The 16,551-nt window shown below is 65.2% G+C and carries 22 protein-coding genes; 14 read left to right on the top strand and 8 right to left on the bottom strand.

Annotated elements, in window-relative coordinates; translation table 11 throughout:
- Positions 1–23: 23 nt before the first annotated feature.
- From KUV65_RS12730 to KUV65_RS12715, 4 genes are all read left to right on the top strand, one after another.
- The gene (locus tag KUV65_RS12730) at positions 24–695 is read left to right on the top strand and encodes an SDR family oxidoreductase (RefSeq protein ID WP_222191060.1); all 672 of its coding nucleotides are present in this window, start codon (positions 24–26) and stop codon (positions 693–695) included.
- A gap of 172 nt (positions 696–867) precedes the next feature.
- A complete protein-coding gene (rpmB, locus tag KUV65_RS12725) occupies positions 868–1,158 on the top strand; it encodes a 50S ribosomal protein L28 (protein WP_222191059.1) in 291 nt (96 codons plus the stop codon).
- Positions 1,159–1,282: 124 nt separating this feature from the next.
- Positions 1,283–1,657 (top strand): hypothetical protein, encoded by a 375-nt coding sequence (locus KUV65_RS12720; protein WP_222191058.1) that lies wholly within the window; start codon positions 1,283–1,285, stop codon positions 1,655–1,657.
- A gap of 45 nt (positions 1,658–1,702) precedes the next feature.
- Positions 1,703–2,215 carry a copper chaperone PCu(A)C gene (locus KUV65_RS12715; RefSeq protein WP_222191057.1) on the top strand — a complete coding sequence of 171 codons (513 nt, stop codon included), beginning with the start codon at positions 1,703–1,705 and terminating at the stop codon, positions 2,213–2,215.
- A 117-nt stretch (positions 2,216–2,332) separates the two neighbouring features.
- Here the strand turns inward: KUV65_RS12715 and KUV65_RS12710 are convergent, their stop codons facing one another.
- Positions 2,333–3,025, bottom strand: coding sequence for an NAD-dependent deacylase (locus KUV65_RS12710; RefSeq protein ID WP_222191056.1), 693 nt, complete (start codon positions 3,023–3,025; stop codon positions 2,333–2,335).
- Between the two features lie 35 nt (positions 3,026–3,060).
- Between KUV65_RS12710 and KUV65_RS12705 the strand changes: the two genes are divergently transcribed.
- The gene (locus KUV65_RS12705; RefSeq protein WP_222191055.1) at positions 3,061–3,504 is read left to right on the top strand and encodes a low molecular weight protein-tyrosine-phosphatase; all 444 of its coding nucleotides are present in this window, start codon (positions 3,061–3,063) and stop codon (positions 3,502–3,504) included.
- A gap of 10 nt (positions 3,505–3,514) precedes the next feature.
- Here the strand turns inward: KUV65_RS12705 and KUV65_RS12700 are convergent, their stop codons facing one another.
- The 3 genes from KUV65_RS12700 to KUV65_RS12690 all read right to left on the bottom strand — a co-directional run bounded on the left by KUV65_RS12700 (position 3,515) and on the right by KUV65_RS12690 (position 5,540).
- Positions 3,515–3,817, bottom strand: coding sequence for a hypothetical protein (locus tag KUV65_RS12700; protein ID WP_222191054.1), 303 nt, complete (start codon positions 3,815–3,817; stop codon positions 3,515–3,517).
- A 126-nt stretch (positions 3,818–3,943) separates the two neighbouring features.
- Positions 3,944–4,381, bottom strand: coding sequence for a hypothetical protein (locus KUV65_RS12695; RefSeq protein WP_222191053.1), 438 nt, complete (start codon positions 4,379–4,381; stop codon positions 3,944–3,946).
- Positions 4,382–4,487: 106 nt separating this feature from the next.
- A complete protein-coding gene (locus tag KUV65_RS12690) occupies positions 4,488–5,540 on the bottom strand; it encodes a Glu/Leu/Phe/Val family dehydrogenase (RefSeq protein WP_222191052.1) in 1,053 nt (350 codons plus the stop codon).
- A 149-nt stretch (positions 5,541–5,689) separates the two neighbouring features.
- Between KUV65_RS12690 and KUV65_RS12685 the strand changes: the two genes are divergently transcribed.
- Positions 5,690–6,148, top strand: coding sequence for an Lrp/AsnC family transcriptional regulator (locus tag KUV65_RS12685; RefSeq protein WP_222191051.1), 459 nt, complete (start codon positions 5,690–5,692; stop codon positions 6,146–6,148).
- Positions 6,149–6,186: 38 nt separating this feature from the next.
- On the opposite strand, the gene KUV65_RS12680 is transcribed toward KUV65_RS12685, so the two are convergent.
- Positions 6,187–6,909: a hypothetical protein gene (locus KUV65_RS12680; protein WP_222191050.1), complete on the bottom strand. Its 723-nt coding sequence runs from the start codon at positions 6,907–6,909 to the stop codon at positions 6,187–6,189.
- A gap of 239 nt (positions 6,910–7,148) precedes the next feature.
- On the opposite strand from KUV65_RS12680, the gene lepA reads away from it, so the two are divergent.
- Entirely contained in the window at positions 7,149–8,948 is a 1,800-nt protein-coding gene (gene lepA / locus KUV65_RS12675) for a translation elongation factor 4 (RefSeq protein WP_261331743.1), read from the top strand.
- A 175-nt stretch (positions 8,949–9,123) separates the two neighbouring features.
- On the opposite strand, the gene KUV65_RS12670 is transcribed toward lepA, so the two are convergent.
- Positions 9,124–9,471: a hypothetical protein gene (locus tag KUV65_RS12670; protein ID WP_222191048.1), complete on the bottom strand. Its 348-nt coding sequence runs from the start codon at positions 9,469–9,471 to the stop codon at positions 9,124–9,126.
- A 154-nt stretch (positions 9,472–9,625) separates the two neighbouring features.
- Between KUV65_RS12670 and KUV65_RS12665 the strand changes: the two genes are divergently transcribed.
- From KUV65_RS12665 to KUV65_RS12650, 4 genes are all read left to right on the top strand, one after another.
- On the top strand, positions 9,626–9,877 hold the full coding sequence (locus tag KUV65_RS12665) for a hypothetical protein (protein ID WP_222191047.1): 252 nt from the start codon (positions 9,626–9,628) through the stop codon (positions 9,875–9,877).
- An 89-nt stretch (positions 9,878–9,966) separates the two neighbouring features.
- Positions 9,967–10,401 (top strand): DsrE family protein, encoded by a 435-nt coding sequence (locus tag KUV65_RS12660; RefSeq protein WP_222191046.1) that lies wholly within the window; start codon positions 9,967–9,969, stop codon positions 10,399–10,401.
- A gap of 177 nt (positions 10,402–10,578) precedes the next feature.
- Positions 10,579–10,758: a hypothetical protein gene (locus tag KUV65_RS12655; protein ID WP_222191045.1), complete on the top strand. Its 180-nt coding sequence runs from the start codon at positions 10,579–10,581 to the stop codon at positions 10,756–10,758.
- 63 nt (positions 10,759–10,821) lie between these two features.
- Complete coding sequence (locus tag KUV65_RS12650) at positions 10,822–11,310, top strand: cytochrome b/b6 domain-containing protein (protein WP_222191044.1); 489 nt, start codon at positions 10,822–10,824, stop codon at positions 11,308–11,310.
- Here KUV65_RS12650 and KUV65_RS12645 read toward each other — a convergent pair.
- The gene (locus KUV65_RS12645; protein WP_222191043.1) at positions 11,303–12,064 is read right to left on the bottom strand and encodes an alpha/beta fold hydrolase; all 762 of its coding nucleotides are present in this window, start codon (positions 12,062–12,064) and stop codon (positions 11,303–11,305) included. The genes KUV65_RS12650 and KUV65_RS12645 overlap by 8 nt on opposite strands.
- A 100-nt stretch (positions 12,065–12,164) precedes the next feature.
- On the opposite strand from KUV65_RS12645, the gene KUV65_RS12640 reads away from it, so the two are divergent.
- Positions 12,165–12,665 (top strand): hypothetical protein, encoded by a 501-nt coding sequence (locus tag KUV65_RS12640; protein WP_222191042.1) that lies wholly within the window; start codon positions 12,165–12,167, stop codon positions 12,663–12,665.
- On the opposite strand, the gene KUV65_RS12635 is transcribed toward KUV65_RS12640, so the two are convergent.
- On the bottom strand, positions 12,662–14,095 hold the full coding sequence (locus KUV65_RS12635) for a Glu/Leu/Phe/Val family dehydrogenase (RefSeq protein WP_222191041.1): 1,434 nt from the start codon (positions 14,093–14,095) through the stop codon (positions 12,662–12,664). The two genes, KUV65_RS12640 and KUV65_RS12635, sit on opposite strands and share 4 nt — an antisense overlap.
- A 275-nt stretch (positions 14,096–14,370) precedes the next feature.
- On the opposite strand from KUV65_RS12635, the gene KUV65_RS12630 reads away from it, so the two are divergent.
- Together KUV65_RS12630 and KUV65_RS12625 are read left to right on the top strand one after the other, a co-directional pair.
- Entirely contained in the window at positions 14,371–15,996 is a 1,626-nt protein-coding gene (locus tag KUV65_RS12630; RefSeq protein WP_222191040.1) for a pilus assembly protein TadG-related protein, read from the top strand.
- A gap of 20 nt (positions 15,997–16,016) precedes the next feature.
- Positions 16,017–16,544: a TadE/TadG family type IV pilus assembly protein gene (locus KUV65_RS12625; RefSeq protein ID WP_222191039.1), complete on the top strand. Its 528-nt coding sequence runs from the start codon at positions 16,017–16,019 to the stop codon at positions 16,542–16,544.
- Positions 16,545–16,551: the final 7 nt, after the last annotated feature.

The following is a 16,551-nucleotide window of genomic DNA, read 5'->3' as shown; positions in this document are numbered from 1 at the left end:
CCAAGGACAAAGGAGACTGCCCCATGACCAAGACCCTCTTCATCACCGGCGCATCCACCGGGATCGGCGCCGCCACCGCCCATGCCGCCGCCAAGGCCGGCTGGAACGTCGCCCTCTTCGCCCGGTCCAGGGACAAGCTCGACGCGCTGGCCGCCGAGATCGGGGACCAGGCCCTCGCCCTGCCCGGCGACGCGACATCCTATGACGACCAGGCGCAGGCCATGCAAAAGACCGTCGATCATTTCGGCCGCCTCGATGCCGCCTTCGCCAATGCGGGCCGCGGCCTCGACACGCCGGGGACCGAGGCCGGCGACCCCGAGGAATGGCGCAGCCTCGTCGATCTCAACATCATGGGGTTGCTCTACACCGCCAAGGCGGCGATTCCCCACCTCAAGCCCCACAAGGGCAGCATCGTGCTGACCGGCTCGGCTGCGGGACGCCGTCACCTCAAGGGCTCGATCTACGGCGCGTCCAAGTGGTTCGTGCATGGCTATGCCGGCAACCTGGCCGAGGAAATGCGCGAATGGGGCGGGCGCTGCACCGTGATCGCACCCGGCATGGTGGACACGCCCTTTTTCTCCGAGGCCAAGCCTGACAAGCTCAAGCCCGAGGATGTCGCCGACGCGGTCATGCACGCGCTTCAGGCCGACCCGCGCAACACGGTGCTCGAGATCCATCTCTTTCCGACGAATTGACGCCACCCTGGCCCGATTCCCGGCTTGACACCTCAAGGTGGCCCGCTTAAAGCCACCGCAGATTTATTGGGCGTGGAGGCCCCCTCCGCGCCCTTTTGGTTTCCGCAGCGCCGGCGCCCGGCCCAGATGGTTCGATCACACCGGCCCGCTGCCCAGAACGAGGACGAAGACCATGTCGCGTGTCTGCGAACTGACCGGCAAGGGCCCGATGACTGGCAACAATGTCAGCCATGCCAACAACAAGACCCGGCGCCGTTTCCTGCCGAACCTGAGCGAAGTGACGCTCGGCTCGGACGTCTTGGACCGTCGCTTCCGCCTGCGCGTCTCGAACGCCGCGCTGCGCACTGTCGACCATCGCGGGGGCCTCGATGCCTTCCTGACCCGCGCGAAAGAGGCCGACCTGTCGCCCAAGGCCGTCAAGATCAAGCGTGAAATCGAAAAGGCGCAGGCCGCTCAGGCCTGATCTTTCGGTCACCTGCGAATCGCGCGCGCCCCGCCGGCCTTGGCCTGCGGGGCGCTTGCGTATGTCGCGCAGCACCGCCCATTGTCGTTTTGCCGCAGCGCGGACGCAGGCCTGCATCCCTAGATTGAGTGCGATGAGAACGACCCGCGTCATCCTCGGCATCGCGCTTGCGCTGCTCATGTCCGTCACGGGCCTCGCCGCCTCCATGGCGCGTGGCGCGATGGCGGCTGACGGGGTGCTTTGCGGCTATAACACGCCCCAGATCGTTTTGGCGGTGGATGGGCTGCCGCTCTTCGACGACGCGGGCGAGCCGGTCGAACTGACCGAACACCCCTGCCCCGACTGCATCGTCGGAGCCCTCGCGCTTGCACCGGATACGCCCGTGGCGCAGCCAGTGGCCGGGTCCGAGTCCACCCTTTCCGAAACGACCTACGCCGCTCTCGCTCCGACGCTCTGGCGCTTGGGGGGACAGGGACGCAGCCCGCCTGCCGCGGCCTGACCCCACCCAACCAAACCCAGACCATCCGGACAGACGGAGATGACCATGTCCTTCAAAACCCTTGTTCTCGCGGGCGCCTGCGCGCTCGTCCCCGCGCTCGCCTCGGCCCAGATGGCCGTCGAAGACCCTTACGCCCGCGCCGCCAGCGCCATGGCGATTTCCGGCGCGGCCTTCATGACCATCACCAACGAAGGCGAGGCCGATGACCGCCTGATCGCCGCCGCCTCGGATGTGGCCGAACGGGTGGAGCTTCACACCCACATCATGGAAGGCGACGTGATGCGCATGGTCGAGGTGGAAGAAGGCTTTGCCGTGCCCGCGGGCGAAACCATCCACCTGCAGCGCGGCGGGATGCATGTCATGTTCCTCGGCCTGCGCGAGCCGCTGGAAAACGGCAATGAGATCGAGGTCACCCTGACCTTCGAGAATGCCGGCGACATGACCGTGACCATCCCGATCGACAATGACCGGATGCCCGCCCAGATGGGAACCGGCGGCATGATGCACGGCGCGCCTGCCAATGCGGGCGGCCGCATGATGATGGACAGCGACGGCTGACATCGCCCCATCCGGGCGCGGTGGCCGGTCCCTTGGTCGCCGCCCCGGCCCCGAGCCCCCGCAAGGGGCCGGCGACGGCGCGCCACCTGTTCCATCCATCTTGACGGCGCGCCGCCGTTAACTGCCCAGCAGTTCCGCCACCCAGGCCGGCACCGCCTCGGTCGCCTTGCCCGCGATCATGCGATCGAACCGCCCCGGCGCAGGCGCCGGATCGAGATTGATTTCCAGCGTCTCTGCCCCGGCCTCTTCCGAAATCTCGACAAAGCCCGCCGCCGGGTAGACTTCGCCCGAGGTGCCGATGGCCACGAACAGGTCTGCCTCGCTCAAGGCGGGCAGGATCCGCTCCATGTGATAGGGCATTTCCCCGAACCAGACGATATCGGGCCGCGTTGCAGGGGCCGTGCAGGACGGGCAAAGATCGCTCGGGGCCATCTCGCGCGGCGCATCCCAGCGATGCCCGCAGGATGCACAGAGCGCGCGCGTGATCTCGCCATGCATGTGCACCACCTCGCGGCTGCCGCCCCGTTCATGCAGGTTGTCGATATTCTGCGTGACCAGAAGGACCTCGCCCGCGAACCCCTCCTGCAAGCGCGCCAGCGCCCGGTGGGCCGCGTTCGGGCTGGCGTCCAGCGCATTGGCCCGGCGCGCGTTGTAGAAATCGAGGACAAGGCGCGGGTTGCGGGCATAGCCCTCGGGCGTGGCGACCTCGGACAGGTCGTAGCGGGTCCACAGCCCATCCTTGTCGCGAAACGTGCCCAGCCCGCTTTCGGCGGACACGCCCGCCCCGGTCAGAATGACGATCCGATCCATTGCACCCCTCCGCGTTCGCTGGCACTTCTGTCGCCATGACCGACCGTATCCTCTGCGTCTGCCTTGGCAACATCTGCCGCTCCCCCACGGCCGAGGGGGTGCTGCGCGCCCGCCTGCCCGGTCACGAGATCGACAGCGCCGGCACCGGCGACTGGCACATCGGCAAACCGCCCTATGGCCCCGCGCAGGCGGCGGCGCTTGGGCGGGGCTACGACATTTCGGGGCTGCGCGCGCGGCAGGTCAGCCCGGCCGATTTCGACCGGTTCGACCTGATCCTCGCGATGGATTCGGAGAATCACGCCGACCTGGCGCGGATGGCACCCAAGGGCGCGCGCGCCGATCTGGCGATGTATCTCGACCCGCTCGGCGGAGGGGACGTGCCCGACCCCTACTACACCCGCGACTTCGAGGGCGCGCTCGACCTGATCGAAGAGGCCGCCCGTCTCTGGGCGGCCCGTTTGTCGGGATCGTCCGGCTAGAGCTCCGCTATCAGCGGCACATCGCTTCGGCCATCTCGCCGAAATTGCGCCAGCGCTGCCAGATTTCCTCGTTCCGCGGGGTGTCGGACAGTTGCACGCGCTGCGCCTCTTCGGGGTCGCGGAAGAAGCGTGCCCCAAGGCGCATGTCAGCGCGGGTCAGGGTGCGGTCCGCCGCCTCGCCAATACAGGCGCAGAGCGAACGGCTGGCCGCCGGCCGGTCGGAACTCAGGCAGGCGCGCTCGATGGGGTTGGCAAAAGCCGGTGCGGCAAGGGCCGCGCAGATCGTCACGGACGCGATCAGGATGCGTGTCATGTCTCTATGCCTCGGTTCTATATGGGTACACGGGTCTTGCGCCCGTTCCTGCATAGAATGCGCCAAACACCTGATTCTGTCCATGCCGGGGCCGATCACATCCGCCCCGGCAAAGATGTGACCCGATCAGAAGGACCAGACGATGGTGCCTTCCGCGGCCATGGCGCCGGCCATGGCGGGGGGCTGGGCGACGCTGACGCCGTCGATCAGCACGCTTTCATCGGCGCCGAGGCCCGGCAAGTAGATGGCGCACACCTCGACCGTGGCGCCGCCCTCGATCAACTGCATCAGCAGGCCCTGCGGGCTGGCGCCCATCGGCGGCTGGCCAGCGGTGGCGCTTTCCGGCGCATCGGCGAGAGCGAGGTCACCGCCGGGGCCGCACAGCAGCACGCGCACCGGGTGGCCCTGCTGCGCGGCCTGGCCGGTCAGGACCATCGACATCAGCTGGGTCTGCGGGTTGTCCGCGGTCACGACGGTCACCAGCGGCGCGGCATCCTGCGCCAAAGCCATGGGGGCGGCGCCAAGGGTCAGGCCAGCAGCAACGAGCATCGAAACGAAACGCATGGAGGTCTCCTATATAACACTAGCAATTATTTGCCATGTCACGGATATACCTTATCGCCACAGCGATGCCCGCGCGACCTCTCGCCGCGTGCCGGTTTCCCGCCGATCAGGCGGCGCTGTCCTGCCGAACCAGCCGTTCCGCCACCACCTCATCTGCCACGCGATGCGGGCTGACGCCCTGCCTTTGCGCGCGGGCGACGATACGCGCCGTCATCACCCGCAGCGCGGCCAGCTTGTCGCTGACGAAGCGGCGCCGGTCGGCCAAACCCAGTATCTCGGTTGCGACATTCACGATGCCGCCGCCATTGGCGACGTAATCCGGCACGTAGAGGATGCCGCGCGCCCAAAGCGCATCGCCCGCCGCGTCATCGGCCAACTGGTTGTTCGCCGCACCGCAGACAATCTCGGCCTGCACGCCCGCAACGCTCTCGACCGTCAGCACCCCCCCGATGGCGCAGGGCGCAAGGATATCGCAGGGCACCGACAGGATCTCGTCCGGCGTCACCACCTCGGCGCCGAAACTGGTCGCGGCCCAGGCCGCCCGCTCGCCATCGCGATCCGACACGACCAACTCGGCGCCCGCAGCCCGCACCAGCTTGGCCAGGTGCCAACCGACATGCCCCAGGCCCTGGATCGCCACGCGCCGCCCCTCCAGGACCGGGCTGCCCCAGCGCCGCTCGGCGGCCACGCGCATGGCGTAGAACACGCCGCGCGCCGTGACCGGCGACGGATCGCCCGAGGCATGTGCCCCTTCGTCCAGCCCCGCGACATAGCGCGTCTCGCCCCGGATCACCGCCATGTCGGCCGGCGACATGCCCATGTCCTCGGCCGTCCAGTAGCGCCCCGCCAACCCCTCGATAGCCCGCGCGAACGCCCGCAACTGCGCGTCCGTCTTCTCCGCCGGGTCGCCCAGGATCACCGCCTTGCCGCCGCCAAGCGGCAGATCCGCCGCCGCGTTCTTCAGCGTCATGCCCCGGCTCAGGCGCAGCACATCCTCCAACGCCTCGGCCTCGGACCCATAGGGCCGCATCCGCAAGCCGCCCGCCGCCGGGCCGCGCGCGGTGGAATGGATGGCGATAAAGCCGATCAGCCCCGCCGCCGCGTCCTCGACGCGCAAGACGGTTTCATGGCTGTCGCTGGAAATCCGGGTCGTGTGCATGGGAAACCTCCTGTTGGACTTTTTCGTCCCTTCCTTGCCCAACAGCCTAGGCGACATCGGGCAGCGTGTTTCACCAAACTGACCCCGTGCAACTGGCCCACGAAGCCGATTTCCGCTACAAAATCGGAAACTCTTGGAGACTTCCCCCAATGGACCGGATCGACACCCAGATCATCGCCCAACTGCAACAAAACGCCCGCCTGTCGATCACCGAGCTGGCCGAGCGCGTGGGCCTGACCCCCACCCCCTGCGCCCGCCGCGTCCAGAAGCTGGAGGAAGACGGCATCATCACCGGCTACACCGCGCGGGTGGACGCCTCGAAACTGGGCCTTGCGCTGACCGTCTTCATCTTCGTCGAGCTGGAACGCCAGAGCCACGAGACCCTGCGCAATTTCGAAGCCGCGATCCGACGCTTCGACGAAGTCGTGGAATGCCACCTGATGACCGGCACCCGCGATATCCTGCTCAAGGTCGTCGCCCCCGACCTCAAGGCCTTCGACCGCTTCCTCGAAGACCACCTCGTCCACGTCCCCGGCATCCGCGCCACGCGCTCCAGCTTCTCGCTGCGCACGATGGTCAGCCGCGAGGTGTTGCCGCAGGTCGGCTGAAGCCGGTCAACCATGCCCCAGAAGGCGCGCGAAAAGGCCTATTGAACCGCCATGACGTCATCTTCGACAGCGTTAGGATCCATGCAAAGCACGGACTTTGACAGCCCGACCGCCCACCGCACCGCCCCATCCTTCGGACGTTGCCCAACGCCGTTCACCCGGAGCCAATCCTCGTGAACCCCAACGATGCGAAAGGGGAACCCATGCCGCAGGCCGACGATCTTTGCAGCCGCCAGACGATGCGTGGCACCGTTTTCGTGGACGAGGCTGCCGTCCTGCCAGACAATGGCCCGGCCCAACCCGCCGGTCGCAAATTCAGATGTCCTGTCCGCGCAGTAGCCGTCGCGTGACATGCTTTCCAGAAGGTCAAGATAACAGGTCGCAATCAATTTCGGGATCTCGGCCGGGTCGGTGATTTCGTATCGCTTGTGCTGGTAGCGTCCGGTGCGCGTCAACGTGTTCCAGATGTTTCGATACGTCTCGCTGGCCGAGAGATCCTCGCGATGGGTCCAGACGTCGAGCATGCGCTGGTAGGTTTGCCCCTTTTCCAGGGGTGTCGCGACGAACCGGTCGCTCGCGACGATCATGGGCCGACTGGCCCGCGCGGCCCAGTTCACCGCTTTGCAAACGCCACGCGGCAAGAAGCGCGCCCGTTTCGTGGCCGTCCAGACACGCCTGAGCGCCACGTCCCGAACACTCAGGACTATGCTTGAAGGGTCTGCTTCGACATAAAAATGGGTCGAAGAAACAAAACGCGTCATGCACCACCCGCTTGATGGTGCCCCCACGGATGGGTGAATTGCACAATCCCGCCTGCAAAACAAGCTTTTCAGCACTGTAGACACCGGCGGTGGGCCCGGTGCGTCCGCAATCCGCCTCCCCGGCCCCGCGCTGCCGCCGTCCATATCGCCCCGGACGGTCGGACAGATACGCCCAGCCCTTCCCTCCCGACATACCTTAAGCTACATCCCCCTCTGACCATTTCCCCATGCAGGCCGCCATGACCGACCTCTCCCGCATCCGCAACTTCTCCATCGTCGCCCATATCGACCACGGCAAGTCCACGCTGGCCGACCGGTTGATCCAGCTGACCGGCACCGTGGCCGAGCGCGACATGCAGGAGCAGATCCTCGACGCGATGGATATCGAGCGCGAGCGCGGCATCACCATCAAGGCCAACACCGTCCGCATCGAATATCCCGCACAGGACGGGGAGACCTATATCCTCAACCTCATCGACACGCCGGGCCATGTTGACTTCGCCTACGAGGTCAGCCGCTCGATGCAGGCCGTCGAGGGATCGCTGCTGGTGGTGGACGCCACCCAGGGCGTCGAGGCGCAGACGCTCGCCAATGTCTACCAGGCCATCGACGCTGATCACGAGATCGTCCCGGTCCTCAACAAGATCGACCTGCCCGCGGCCGAGCCCGACCGGGTGAAGGAACAGATCGAGGATGTCATCGGCATCGACGCGCAGGACGCCATCGAGATCAGCGCCAAGACCGGCCTCGGCATCCCCGACGTGCTGGAGGCCATCGTCACCCGCCTGCCCGCGCCCAAGGGCGACCGCGACGCGCCGCTCAAGGCGATGCTGGTCGACAGCTACTACGACCCTTATCTCGGCGTCGTCGTCCTGATCCGCGTCATCGACGGGGTGGTCAAGAAGGGCGACCGCGTGCGCATGATGAAGACGGGCGGCACCTACCAGATCGACAAGCTGGGCGTCTTCCGCCCGAAAATGCAGGACATCGCCGAGCTTGGACCGGGCGAGATCGGCTTTCTCACCGCCTCGATCAAGCAGGTGCGCGACACCCGCGTCGGCGACACGATCACCCACGAGAAGAAACAGTGCCAGACCGCGCTGCCGGGCTTCAAACCCTCGCAGCCCGTAGTGTTCTGCGGCCTCTTCCCCGTCGACACCAATGATTTCGAAGACCTGCGCGACGCAATCGAAAAGCTTGCCCTGAACGACGCCTCCTTCTCCTCCGAGATGGAGACCTCGGCCGCGCTTGGCTTCGGCTTCCGCTGCGGCTTTCTCGGGCTTTTGCATCTCGAGGTCATCCGCGACCGCCTGGAACGCGAATACGATATCGACCTGATCACCACCGCGCCCTCGGTCATCTACCACCTGCACATGAAGGACGGCGAGGTGGTCGAGCTGCACAACCCCGCCGACATGCCCGACCAGACCCTCATCGACCATGTGGAGGAGCCGCGGATCAAGGCCACGATCCTCGTGCCCGACGAATACCTCGGCGACGTGCTGACGCTCTGCCACGACCGGCGGGGCGAACAACTGGACCTGACCTATGCCGGCACGCGGGCCATGGTCGTCTACGACCTGCCGCTGAACGAGGTGGTCTTCGACTTCTATGACCGCCTGAAATCGGTGACCAAGGGCTATGCCAGCTTCGACTACCAGATGATCGGCTACCGCGCCGACAACCTCGTGAAGATGCAGATCCTCGTGAACGAGGAACCGGTCGATGCGCTGTCGATCATGGTGCATCGCGACCGGGCCGAGATGCGCGGGCGCGCCATGTGCGAAAAGCTGAAAGAGCTGATCCCCCGCCACATGTTCAAGATCCCGATCCAGGCGGCCATCGGCGGCCGCGTGATCGCGCGCGAAACCATCGCCGCGCTGCGCAAGGACGTGACCGCCAAATGCTATGGCGGCGACGCCACGCGGAAAAAGAAGCTTCTGGAAAAGCAGAAGGCGGGCAAGAAGAAGATGCGCCAGTTCGGCAAGGTGGAGATCCCCCAAAGCGCCTTCATCAACGCGCTCAAGATGGACTCGTAGGGCGGGACTTGTCCCGCCGCAATTCGCCGGAAAGCCCGCCGAAAAGAACATCGAGAGAAACCACTGCCGGCTCGACTAATTTCGTTCCGGCTCGTTTAGTTTCGATTTCGCGCGGTCTTCACGTAAGTAACCCCAGCCGCCCCCAAAATACGGGACGGCTGGCGTTTGTCTCACATCACCAATGGTGATCGCAGGTCGCGTAGATCGTGACCATCGCCTCGCGGGTCGAGGTCGGGCGGCCGCTGCGGTTGGTCAGTTCGATCGTCCAGCTGCGGGTCGAGGCCGGGAAGCTGGCGGTCACCACCAGCGGGCCGGTCGGCGTCAGCTGGTCATTGTTCGCGAAGCCGCCCGCGATGACGTAATGATGCGCCGGGCAGGTGATCGTCACCTCCTGGCTGTCACCCGATCCCACCACCGGCATCTGGATCGTTTCGCTGAAGACTTCGTGGGCGCTGGCCTGGGTCGAGGCCGCAAGCGCGGCGGCGAGGATGGCAGTCCCCAAGACGTTTTTTGAAAAGAGCATAGTTACCCCCTTTGGTTTCAATAGGCCTTCAGGGTCCTGATTCGTTGACCTTGGGTCAAGATTCTTGTCCGCCAGACCACCGGCAATGGTTGAAAACCCCCGCTTCGGAACCCCCTGTCCGCCCGCCGCGTTGGGCCGGTGAAAGGAGGATCCCATGGATCGTTTCAGCATTCTTCTCACCATTCCCGTCGGCGCGGTGGCGACCGGCGCCTTCACCATTCTCGCCTTCAATCTCGGCTTCTATGCCTGGCCCGCCGTGATCGGCGCTGCCGTTCTGGGCTTCGCTCTCAGCTGGCCCCTGGCCTACGTGATCTCGCGCCGGGTGAAGCGGCAGGACCCGAACTGGGACGAAACCCGCGTCGAGCGGACCGGCACCGTCCCCAACCCCGCCGCGCGCGAGGTCTGACCGGCGCCCGCGCCCGGCCATCCGAAGAAAATTCTTCCCTCCCATAGATTGTCCGATACCTTGCAAGAACAACTTTGGGAGGAGTTATCATGAAATCACTCGTTACGGCCGCCGCCCTGGCGCTCGCCGTCACCAGCCCCGTCTTTGCCGACGGCGAGACGCATTACGTCGCCATCCACGTGGATGAAAACGACCCGCAGGTGATGAACATGGCGTTGAACAACGTCCTGAACGTCACCCGCTACTACGAGGAACACGGCGATAGCGTGATGGTCGAACTGGTCGCCTATGGCCCCGGCCTGACCATGCTGCTCGACGAGCGCAGCCCGGTGCAGCAGCGCATCGAACAGATGAGCCTTGAGATGGAGAACGTCTCTTTCTCGGCCTGCGGCAACACCCATGCCAACTGGTCGCGCCGCGACGGGTTCTCCCTGCCGCTCGTGGCCGGTGCCGAGATCACGCCATCGGGCGTCGTGCGCCTGATCGAGTTGCAGGAAGAGGGCTACGCCTACGTGCGCCCCTGAGCCTTGCGCCCTCCGGCTGGCCGGTCGGGGGGCGTCGCGCGTATGCACGGGGTGTGTACAGGCTGTGTACGGGGTGTGACATGGCCGGATCGCGGCTTGATCGGGATCAAGGCACGCGCCCCGGCGATATGATTGACATGGATAAGGACACGCGCCACACGCTGCGGAGGGACCCCCATGCGTCTGTTTTTCCTGATCTACACCCTTGCATCGACCGCCATGGCCGGCATCCTCATCACCGCCGTTCTGGCCGCGCGCATGGATGGCTGGGAGCCCATCGTGATCGCCGCCGCCATTGGCGCCGTCGCCGCCCTCCCCGCCGCCTGGATATCCGCCAACAAGATCCGGAATCTTTGAGTCCGCCCAGCGCGATTTTCGTGCTAAACTCCTGACTGCCAAAGGTTTCACAGGGGTTTCGCCATGTCTCGCGCCGCCGGCTACAGCCGGGTTCAGATCGCCTTGCACTGGGTGACGGTGCTTCTGGTCGCGCTGCAATTCCTGCTGCATGACGGCATTTCAGACGCCTATGACCGGGCGACCGAAACCGGTGCCTATGCCATCACCCTGCCTGTCGCCCTGCATGCCGGCGGCGGGATGCTGATCCTGCTGCTGGCCACGTGGCGCGTGCTGCTGCGCAAGGAACATGGCGTGCCGCCCCCGCCCGAGGGCGAACCGCCGCTGTTCCAGAAACTCGGCCACGCCGCCCATCTCGCGCTCTACGCCCTGCTTTTCCTCCTGCCGGTCACCGGCGCCGCCGCCTGGGGCGGCCGGATGGAGGGCGCAAGCGATGCGCACGAGATCCTCAAGTCATTGCTTTTACTTTTGATTATCGCGCATGTGGGCGCCGTCGCCGTGCATCAGCTTGTCTGGAAAACCGGGCTGATGCGGCGGATGATGGTGCCTAAGTAGCCGAGAAGAACGCCCGGAGCGACGCTTCGAATTCGCGCGGTTTGTCCGCGTGGAGCCAGTGGCCAGCGCCCGGGATCTTCGCGAATTTCGCACTCGGGAACAGCGCCTTGATCGCCGGGCGATCCTCGTGGCGGACATAGTCGGACTCCGCGCCGGTCAGAAACAGAGTCGGGCCGTCGAACGTGCCCCGCACCTCGGGAAAGGACAGGATCAGCTCCATATCCTTTTCCAGCACATCAAGGTTCAGACGCCATTTGCGCGCCTTCACGTCCAGCGATTGCAGCAGGAACGCCCGCACACCGTCGGTCGTGACATGGCGCGCCAGTTGCGTGTCGGCATCCCGGCGGCTCTCGATCACCGACAGGTCCACCTTCCGCATCGCGTCGATCAGGTGCTGCTGCGTGTGGCCATAGGCGACCGGGGCGATATCGGCCACGACAAGGCGCCGAACGGCCTCGGGGTGGGTCAGGGCCAGCACCATGGCAGCCTTGCCCCCCATGGAATGCCCCATCACATCCGCCGTGCCGCCATGGGCGGCGATCACCTCGGCCAGGTCATTGGCGAGGTCCGGATAGGAATGCGCTTCCATCCATGGGCTGTCGCCGTGGTTGCGCATGTCGACGACCAGCACGCGACGCGCCTCGGACAGGCGTTTCGCGATCACGCCCCAGTTCCGGGCCGAGCCGAAGAGGCCATGCGCGATCAGGATGGGCGGGTGCGAGTTCTCCTCGCCATAGGTCTGGACGGTCAGCATGCTCGCCTTCTAGCCGCGCGGTGCGAAGGTTGCCAGCGCAGGCTTGCGTCGCCCGGCCAGCGCGGTATGTCAGGCCACCCGATGCGAAGGACCGCGCCAGATGCCCAAGACCGACGAAGAGATTCTCGCCGTCATCACGCCGCAACCGCTGCGTCGCGGTCTGGCGGTGGGCATGATGGGCGCGCTTGGGGCGCTTGTGTTGACGGTGGCAGCTGAACGGCCACCGCAGTCACCGGCCTTCCTGATCTTCCTGATCCTGTTCGGGGCCGGGGCGCTGTTCCTGGCATGGCGGCTTTGGCAGGCCAGCGCGATCACCCTGGAATTGACCCGCGAGGAACTGCGCGAGGCGGGACCGGACGGGCGCCTCCTGTGCCGGTTGGACAACGTGATGAAGGTCGAACGCGGGCTGACGGCCTTCAAGCCCGCGAACGGCTTTGTCGTACGGCTGAAAGAACCGGGCAGCCGGGTCTATGCGCCCGGTCTCTGGATGCGCTCGGGGCGCCGACTTGCGGTCGGCGGCGTGACCTCGGGGGCCGAGGCGAAATCGACCGCCGACCTGATGAACGTGCTGCTGGTCCAGCGCGGACAGGCAGGCGGCTAGATCCCCTTGGCCTGGTAGCTGGCGGCGACCCGGTTGATCCCGACGATGAACCCGGCCGTGCGCAGATCGCTGACGTCATCGCGTTCCCACCAGACCTGCCGCATGGAGTCGTAGGCCGCGCGCATCGTGTCATCGAGGCCGGATCGCACCAGTTCCAACTCGTCCGCGCCACGCAGGTATTTCTGCTTGAAGTCCGGCGTCATCGACCATGCGCCGCCCAGGTGTTCGTCAAGGCGCTGCAACTCGTCCACGATCAACTGGTGCCGCGCCTCTTCCTGCCGCCGCTGCATCCGGCCAAAGCGGATATGGCTGAGGTTCTTGACCCATTCGAAATAGGACACGGTCACGCCGCCCGCGTTGGCGTAGAGGTCGGGAATGATGACCGTTCCCTTGTGGCGCAGAATCTCGTCGGCACCGGCCGTGATCGGCCCGTTGGCCGCCTCGATGATCAGCGGCGCCTTGACCTGATTGGCGTTGTGCATGTTGATCACGCCTTCCAGCGCGGCAGGGATCAGGATGTCGCAGTCCTCTTCCAACACCTTGGCGCCGTTCTCGTGATAGGTGCCGAAGGGGCAGTTCTTGACGCCGCCGTGACCGGCGATCCAGTCGTGCACCGCGGCAACGTCAAGCCCATCGGCGTTTTCCAACGCCCCGTCCCGCTCGATGATATGGGTCACCTTGCAGCCGTCTTCGGTGCTGAGAAATAGGGCTGCGTGATAGCCCACGTTGCCGAGGCCTTGCACGATCACCCGCTTGCCGTCGAGCTTGCCGGAAAGACCGGCCTTCTTCACGTCCTCGGGGTGGCGGAAGAACTCGCGCAGAGCGTATTGCACGCCCCGTCCCGTCGCCTCGACCCGGCCCTGGATGCCGCCCGCATGGGGCGGTTTGCCGGTCACGCAGGCGCGCGCGTTGATGTCGGTGGTGTTCATGCGCTGATACTGGTCGGCCATGATCGCCATCTCACGTTCGCCGGTGCCCATGTCGGGGGCGGGCACGTTCTGGGCCGGGTTGATCATGTCCCGCTTGATAAGCTCATAGGCGAAGCGGCGCGTGATCTTTTCCAGCTCGTCGGGCTCGTACTGGCGCGGGTCGATGCACAACCCGCCCTTCGATCCACCGAAGGGCGCTTCGACCAGGGCGCATTTATAGGTCATCAGGGCCGCCAGCGCCTCGACCTCGTCCTGGTTCACGGTGGGGGCATAGCGGATACCGCCCTTGACCGGTTCCATGTGTTCGGAATGGACCGAGCGATAGCCGGTAAAGGTGCGGATTTCGCCACGCAGCTTCACACCGAAGCGCACGGTGTAGGTGGCATTGCAGACGCGGATCTTTTCCTCGAGGCCCGGCGGCAGGTCCAACAGCGCGGCGGCGCGGTTGAACATCAGGTCGACGGATTGGCGGAAACTCGGTTCACCGGTGGGCGTGGACATGGTGGCTCCTCCCTACGCGGCGCGGGTTATCGGGGCTGATGCCTTTTCGGCTGGTCGCGCGCGCCCCCCGAGACATCCACGGCAAGGGTCCATGACACAAGCCCAATCCGCAACCAATCGCCCATCGGGCAGGCCACGGCATTGATCGTGCACCGGAAACTCCGCGTTTCGATCATGGCCGCGCCCCAATTTCGCCCTTCTTGGCGGTCAATAAATGACCAACGGCAAGGTGCGTCCTGCGCGCCCGGCCAAGCAAAACAGTCGAGACAACGTCCATGACCAAGACGTCAAAGACATCCGGGCCAGGCCAGAAGGCCAATCGCAAGCCGCGTGCCCTGGCAACGCTGGCGCAGCGATTCTGCCGTGCCGAAGACGGCACGATCACGTCCTTCGCGCTGATGATGTTCGTTCTCATGGTGGCCGTCGGCGGCATCGCCGTCGATATCATGCGCTACGAGACGCAACGGGCACAGCTTCAATACACATTGGACCGCGCGGTGCTTGCGGCCGCGTCCGTGACCCAGCCGCTGGACCCGTATGACGTCGTCCAAAGCTATTTCGAAGTCTCGGGGCTGCAGAATTACCGTCTCGATATCGATGTGGACCAAGGGTTCAACTACCGCCGGGTCGATGCCTACGCAGAGTTGGAGATCAACTCTCTCTTCATGCACATGTTCGGCGTGCGGGTGCTGAGTTCCCCGGCGCAAGGCGCGGCCGAGGAGCGCATCCGCAACGTCGAGATTTCCATGGTCCTCGATATCTCGGGGTCCATGGGATCCTACGACCGCATCCAGAACATGCGCGCTGCCGCCCGCGAATTCGTGACGACCGTGCTTGAGGCGAACGAAAGCGACCAGGGCAACCTCGTGTCCATTTCGATCGTGCCTTACAATGGTATGGTTAATATGGGCGACACGCTCGAGTCGGTGTTCACGCTGTCCGGCGAACATGACCAATCGAGCTGCGTCCGCTTCACCTCCGAACAATTCGCCCGCACCGCGATCTTCCCCACCGAAACGCTGGAGCGTATCGCCCACTGGGATCACGACGACTACGGCCAGTACGACGATTTCGACAGCCCCTACTGCCCCACGAACAACTACGGCGCCATACTGCCGTGGGAGCATGACGAGGCCGTGCTTCACGCCCATATCGACAGCTTGCGCGCCCAAGGCTGGACGGCCATCGACCTCGGCATGAACTGGGCCGTCGGCCTGCTCGATCCTGCCGCACGTCCGGCGCTGAATGCGCTGATCGATGCCGACGCGGTCGACGGAGATTTCTTCGACCGCCCGGCAGACTATGAGGACGAGGAAACCATCAAGGTCGTCGTGATGATGACCGATGGCGAGAACACCAACCAATACGACCTGCGCGACCCGTACAAGAGCGGCGGCTCGCCCATCTACTACCACTCGGATCACGACCGCTATTCCGTCTATGTGCCATCGCGCGACCAGTTCTGGGTGTCGCGCTACGACCCCGACGACTATGACGGTTGGTGGTCCGACGAGCCCTATGGAGGCGAAGACTCGGTGGCACTGTCCTGGACCTATCTCTGGGCGAATTATACCGGGCGCTACATCGCCGACCGCTACCTGCGCGTTCCCGCCTACATGTCCGGCAACTGGTCGGTCTATAACGGCGTGCGCTACGATGCGGACTACATGTATGCTGGCAGGTCGGCAGCCGACGCCAACCTGCTTTCGGCCTGCGCGGCGGCCCAGGACGCGGGGATCCTGATCTTCTCGGTCGGGTTCGAAGCGCCCTATGGCGGACAGCAGGTCATGCGCGCGTGTGCCAGTTCCGATGCGCATTACTACGATGTGGAAGGGATCGAGATCAGCGATGCCTTCGCCTCGATCGCGCGCAGCATCAACCAGCTGCGCCTGGTCCAGTGAGAGGGACCGGAATGCCTGCGATGCGCTCCAGATTGATCACGTTCTTCCGGGATGAAACCGCCACGGCGACGATGGAATTCGTCATCATCTTCCCGGTGATCATGATGGTGTTCGTCGCCTCGTTCGAAACCTCGATGATCATGACGCGGCAGGTGATGATGGAACGTACGCTGGACCAGGCCGTGCGTGTGCTGCGCCTGGCCAAGGGCCTGACGGTCACCTCGGACGAGATCCGCGACACGATCTGCGACAACACCAGCTTCCTGCCCGACTGCCACGAGTTGCTGACGATCGACCTTCAACCGATCGATACAGACACCTACGCCATGCCCGGTGACAATGACCTGTGCGTGCATCGCCACGACGCCAGCGTCACGCCCGGCAACGAGTTCACCGTCGGCGCCGATCACGGGATCATGCTGATCCGGACCTGCATGATCGTCGATCGCATCCTGCCATTCTCGGGATACGGGCTGAACCTGACACGCGACGATTCCGGCGGCCTGCACATGATCGCGGCCTCGGTCTTCGTGAACGAGCCGGATTGAGGAGGGG

Source organism: Maritalea mobilis (assembly GCF_019800885.1).
In the GTDB taxonomy this organism is placed as follows: domain Bacteria; phylum Pseudomonadota; class Alphaproteobacteria; order Rhodobacterales; family Rhodobacteraceae; genus Roseibacterium; species Roseibacterium beibuensis.
Note: the sequence above shows the minus strand (reverse complement) of the source record. Positions and strands in the feature narration are given on the sequence as shown.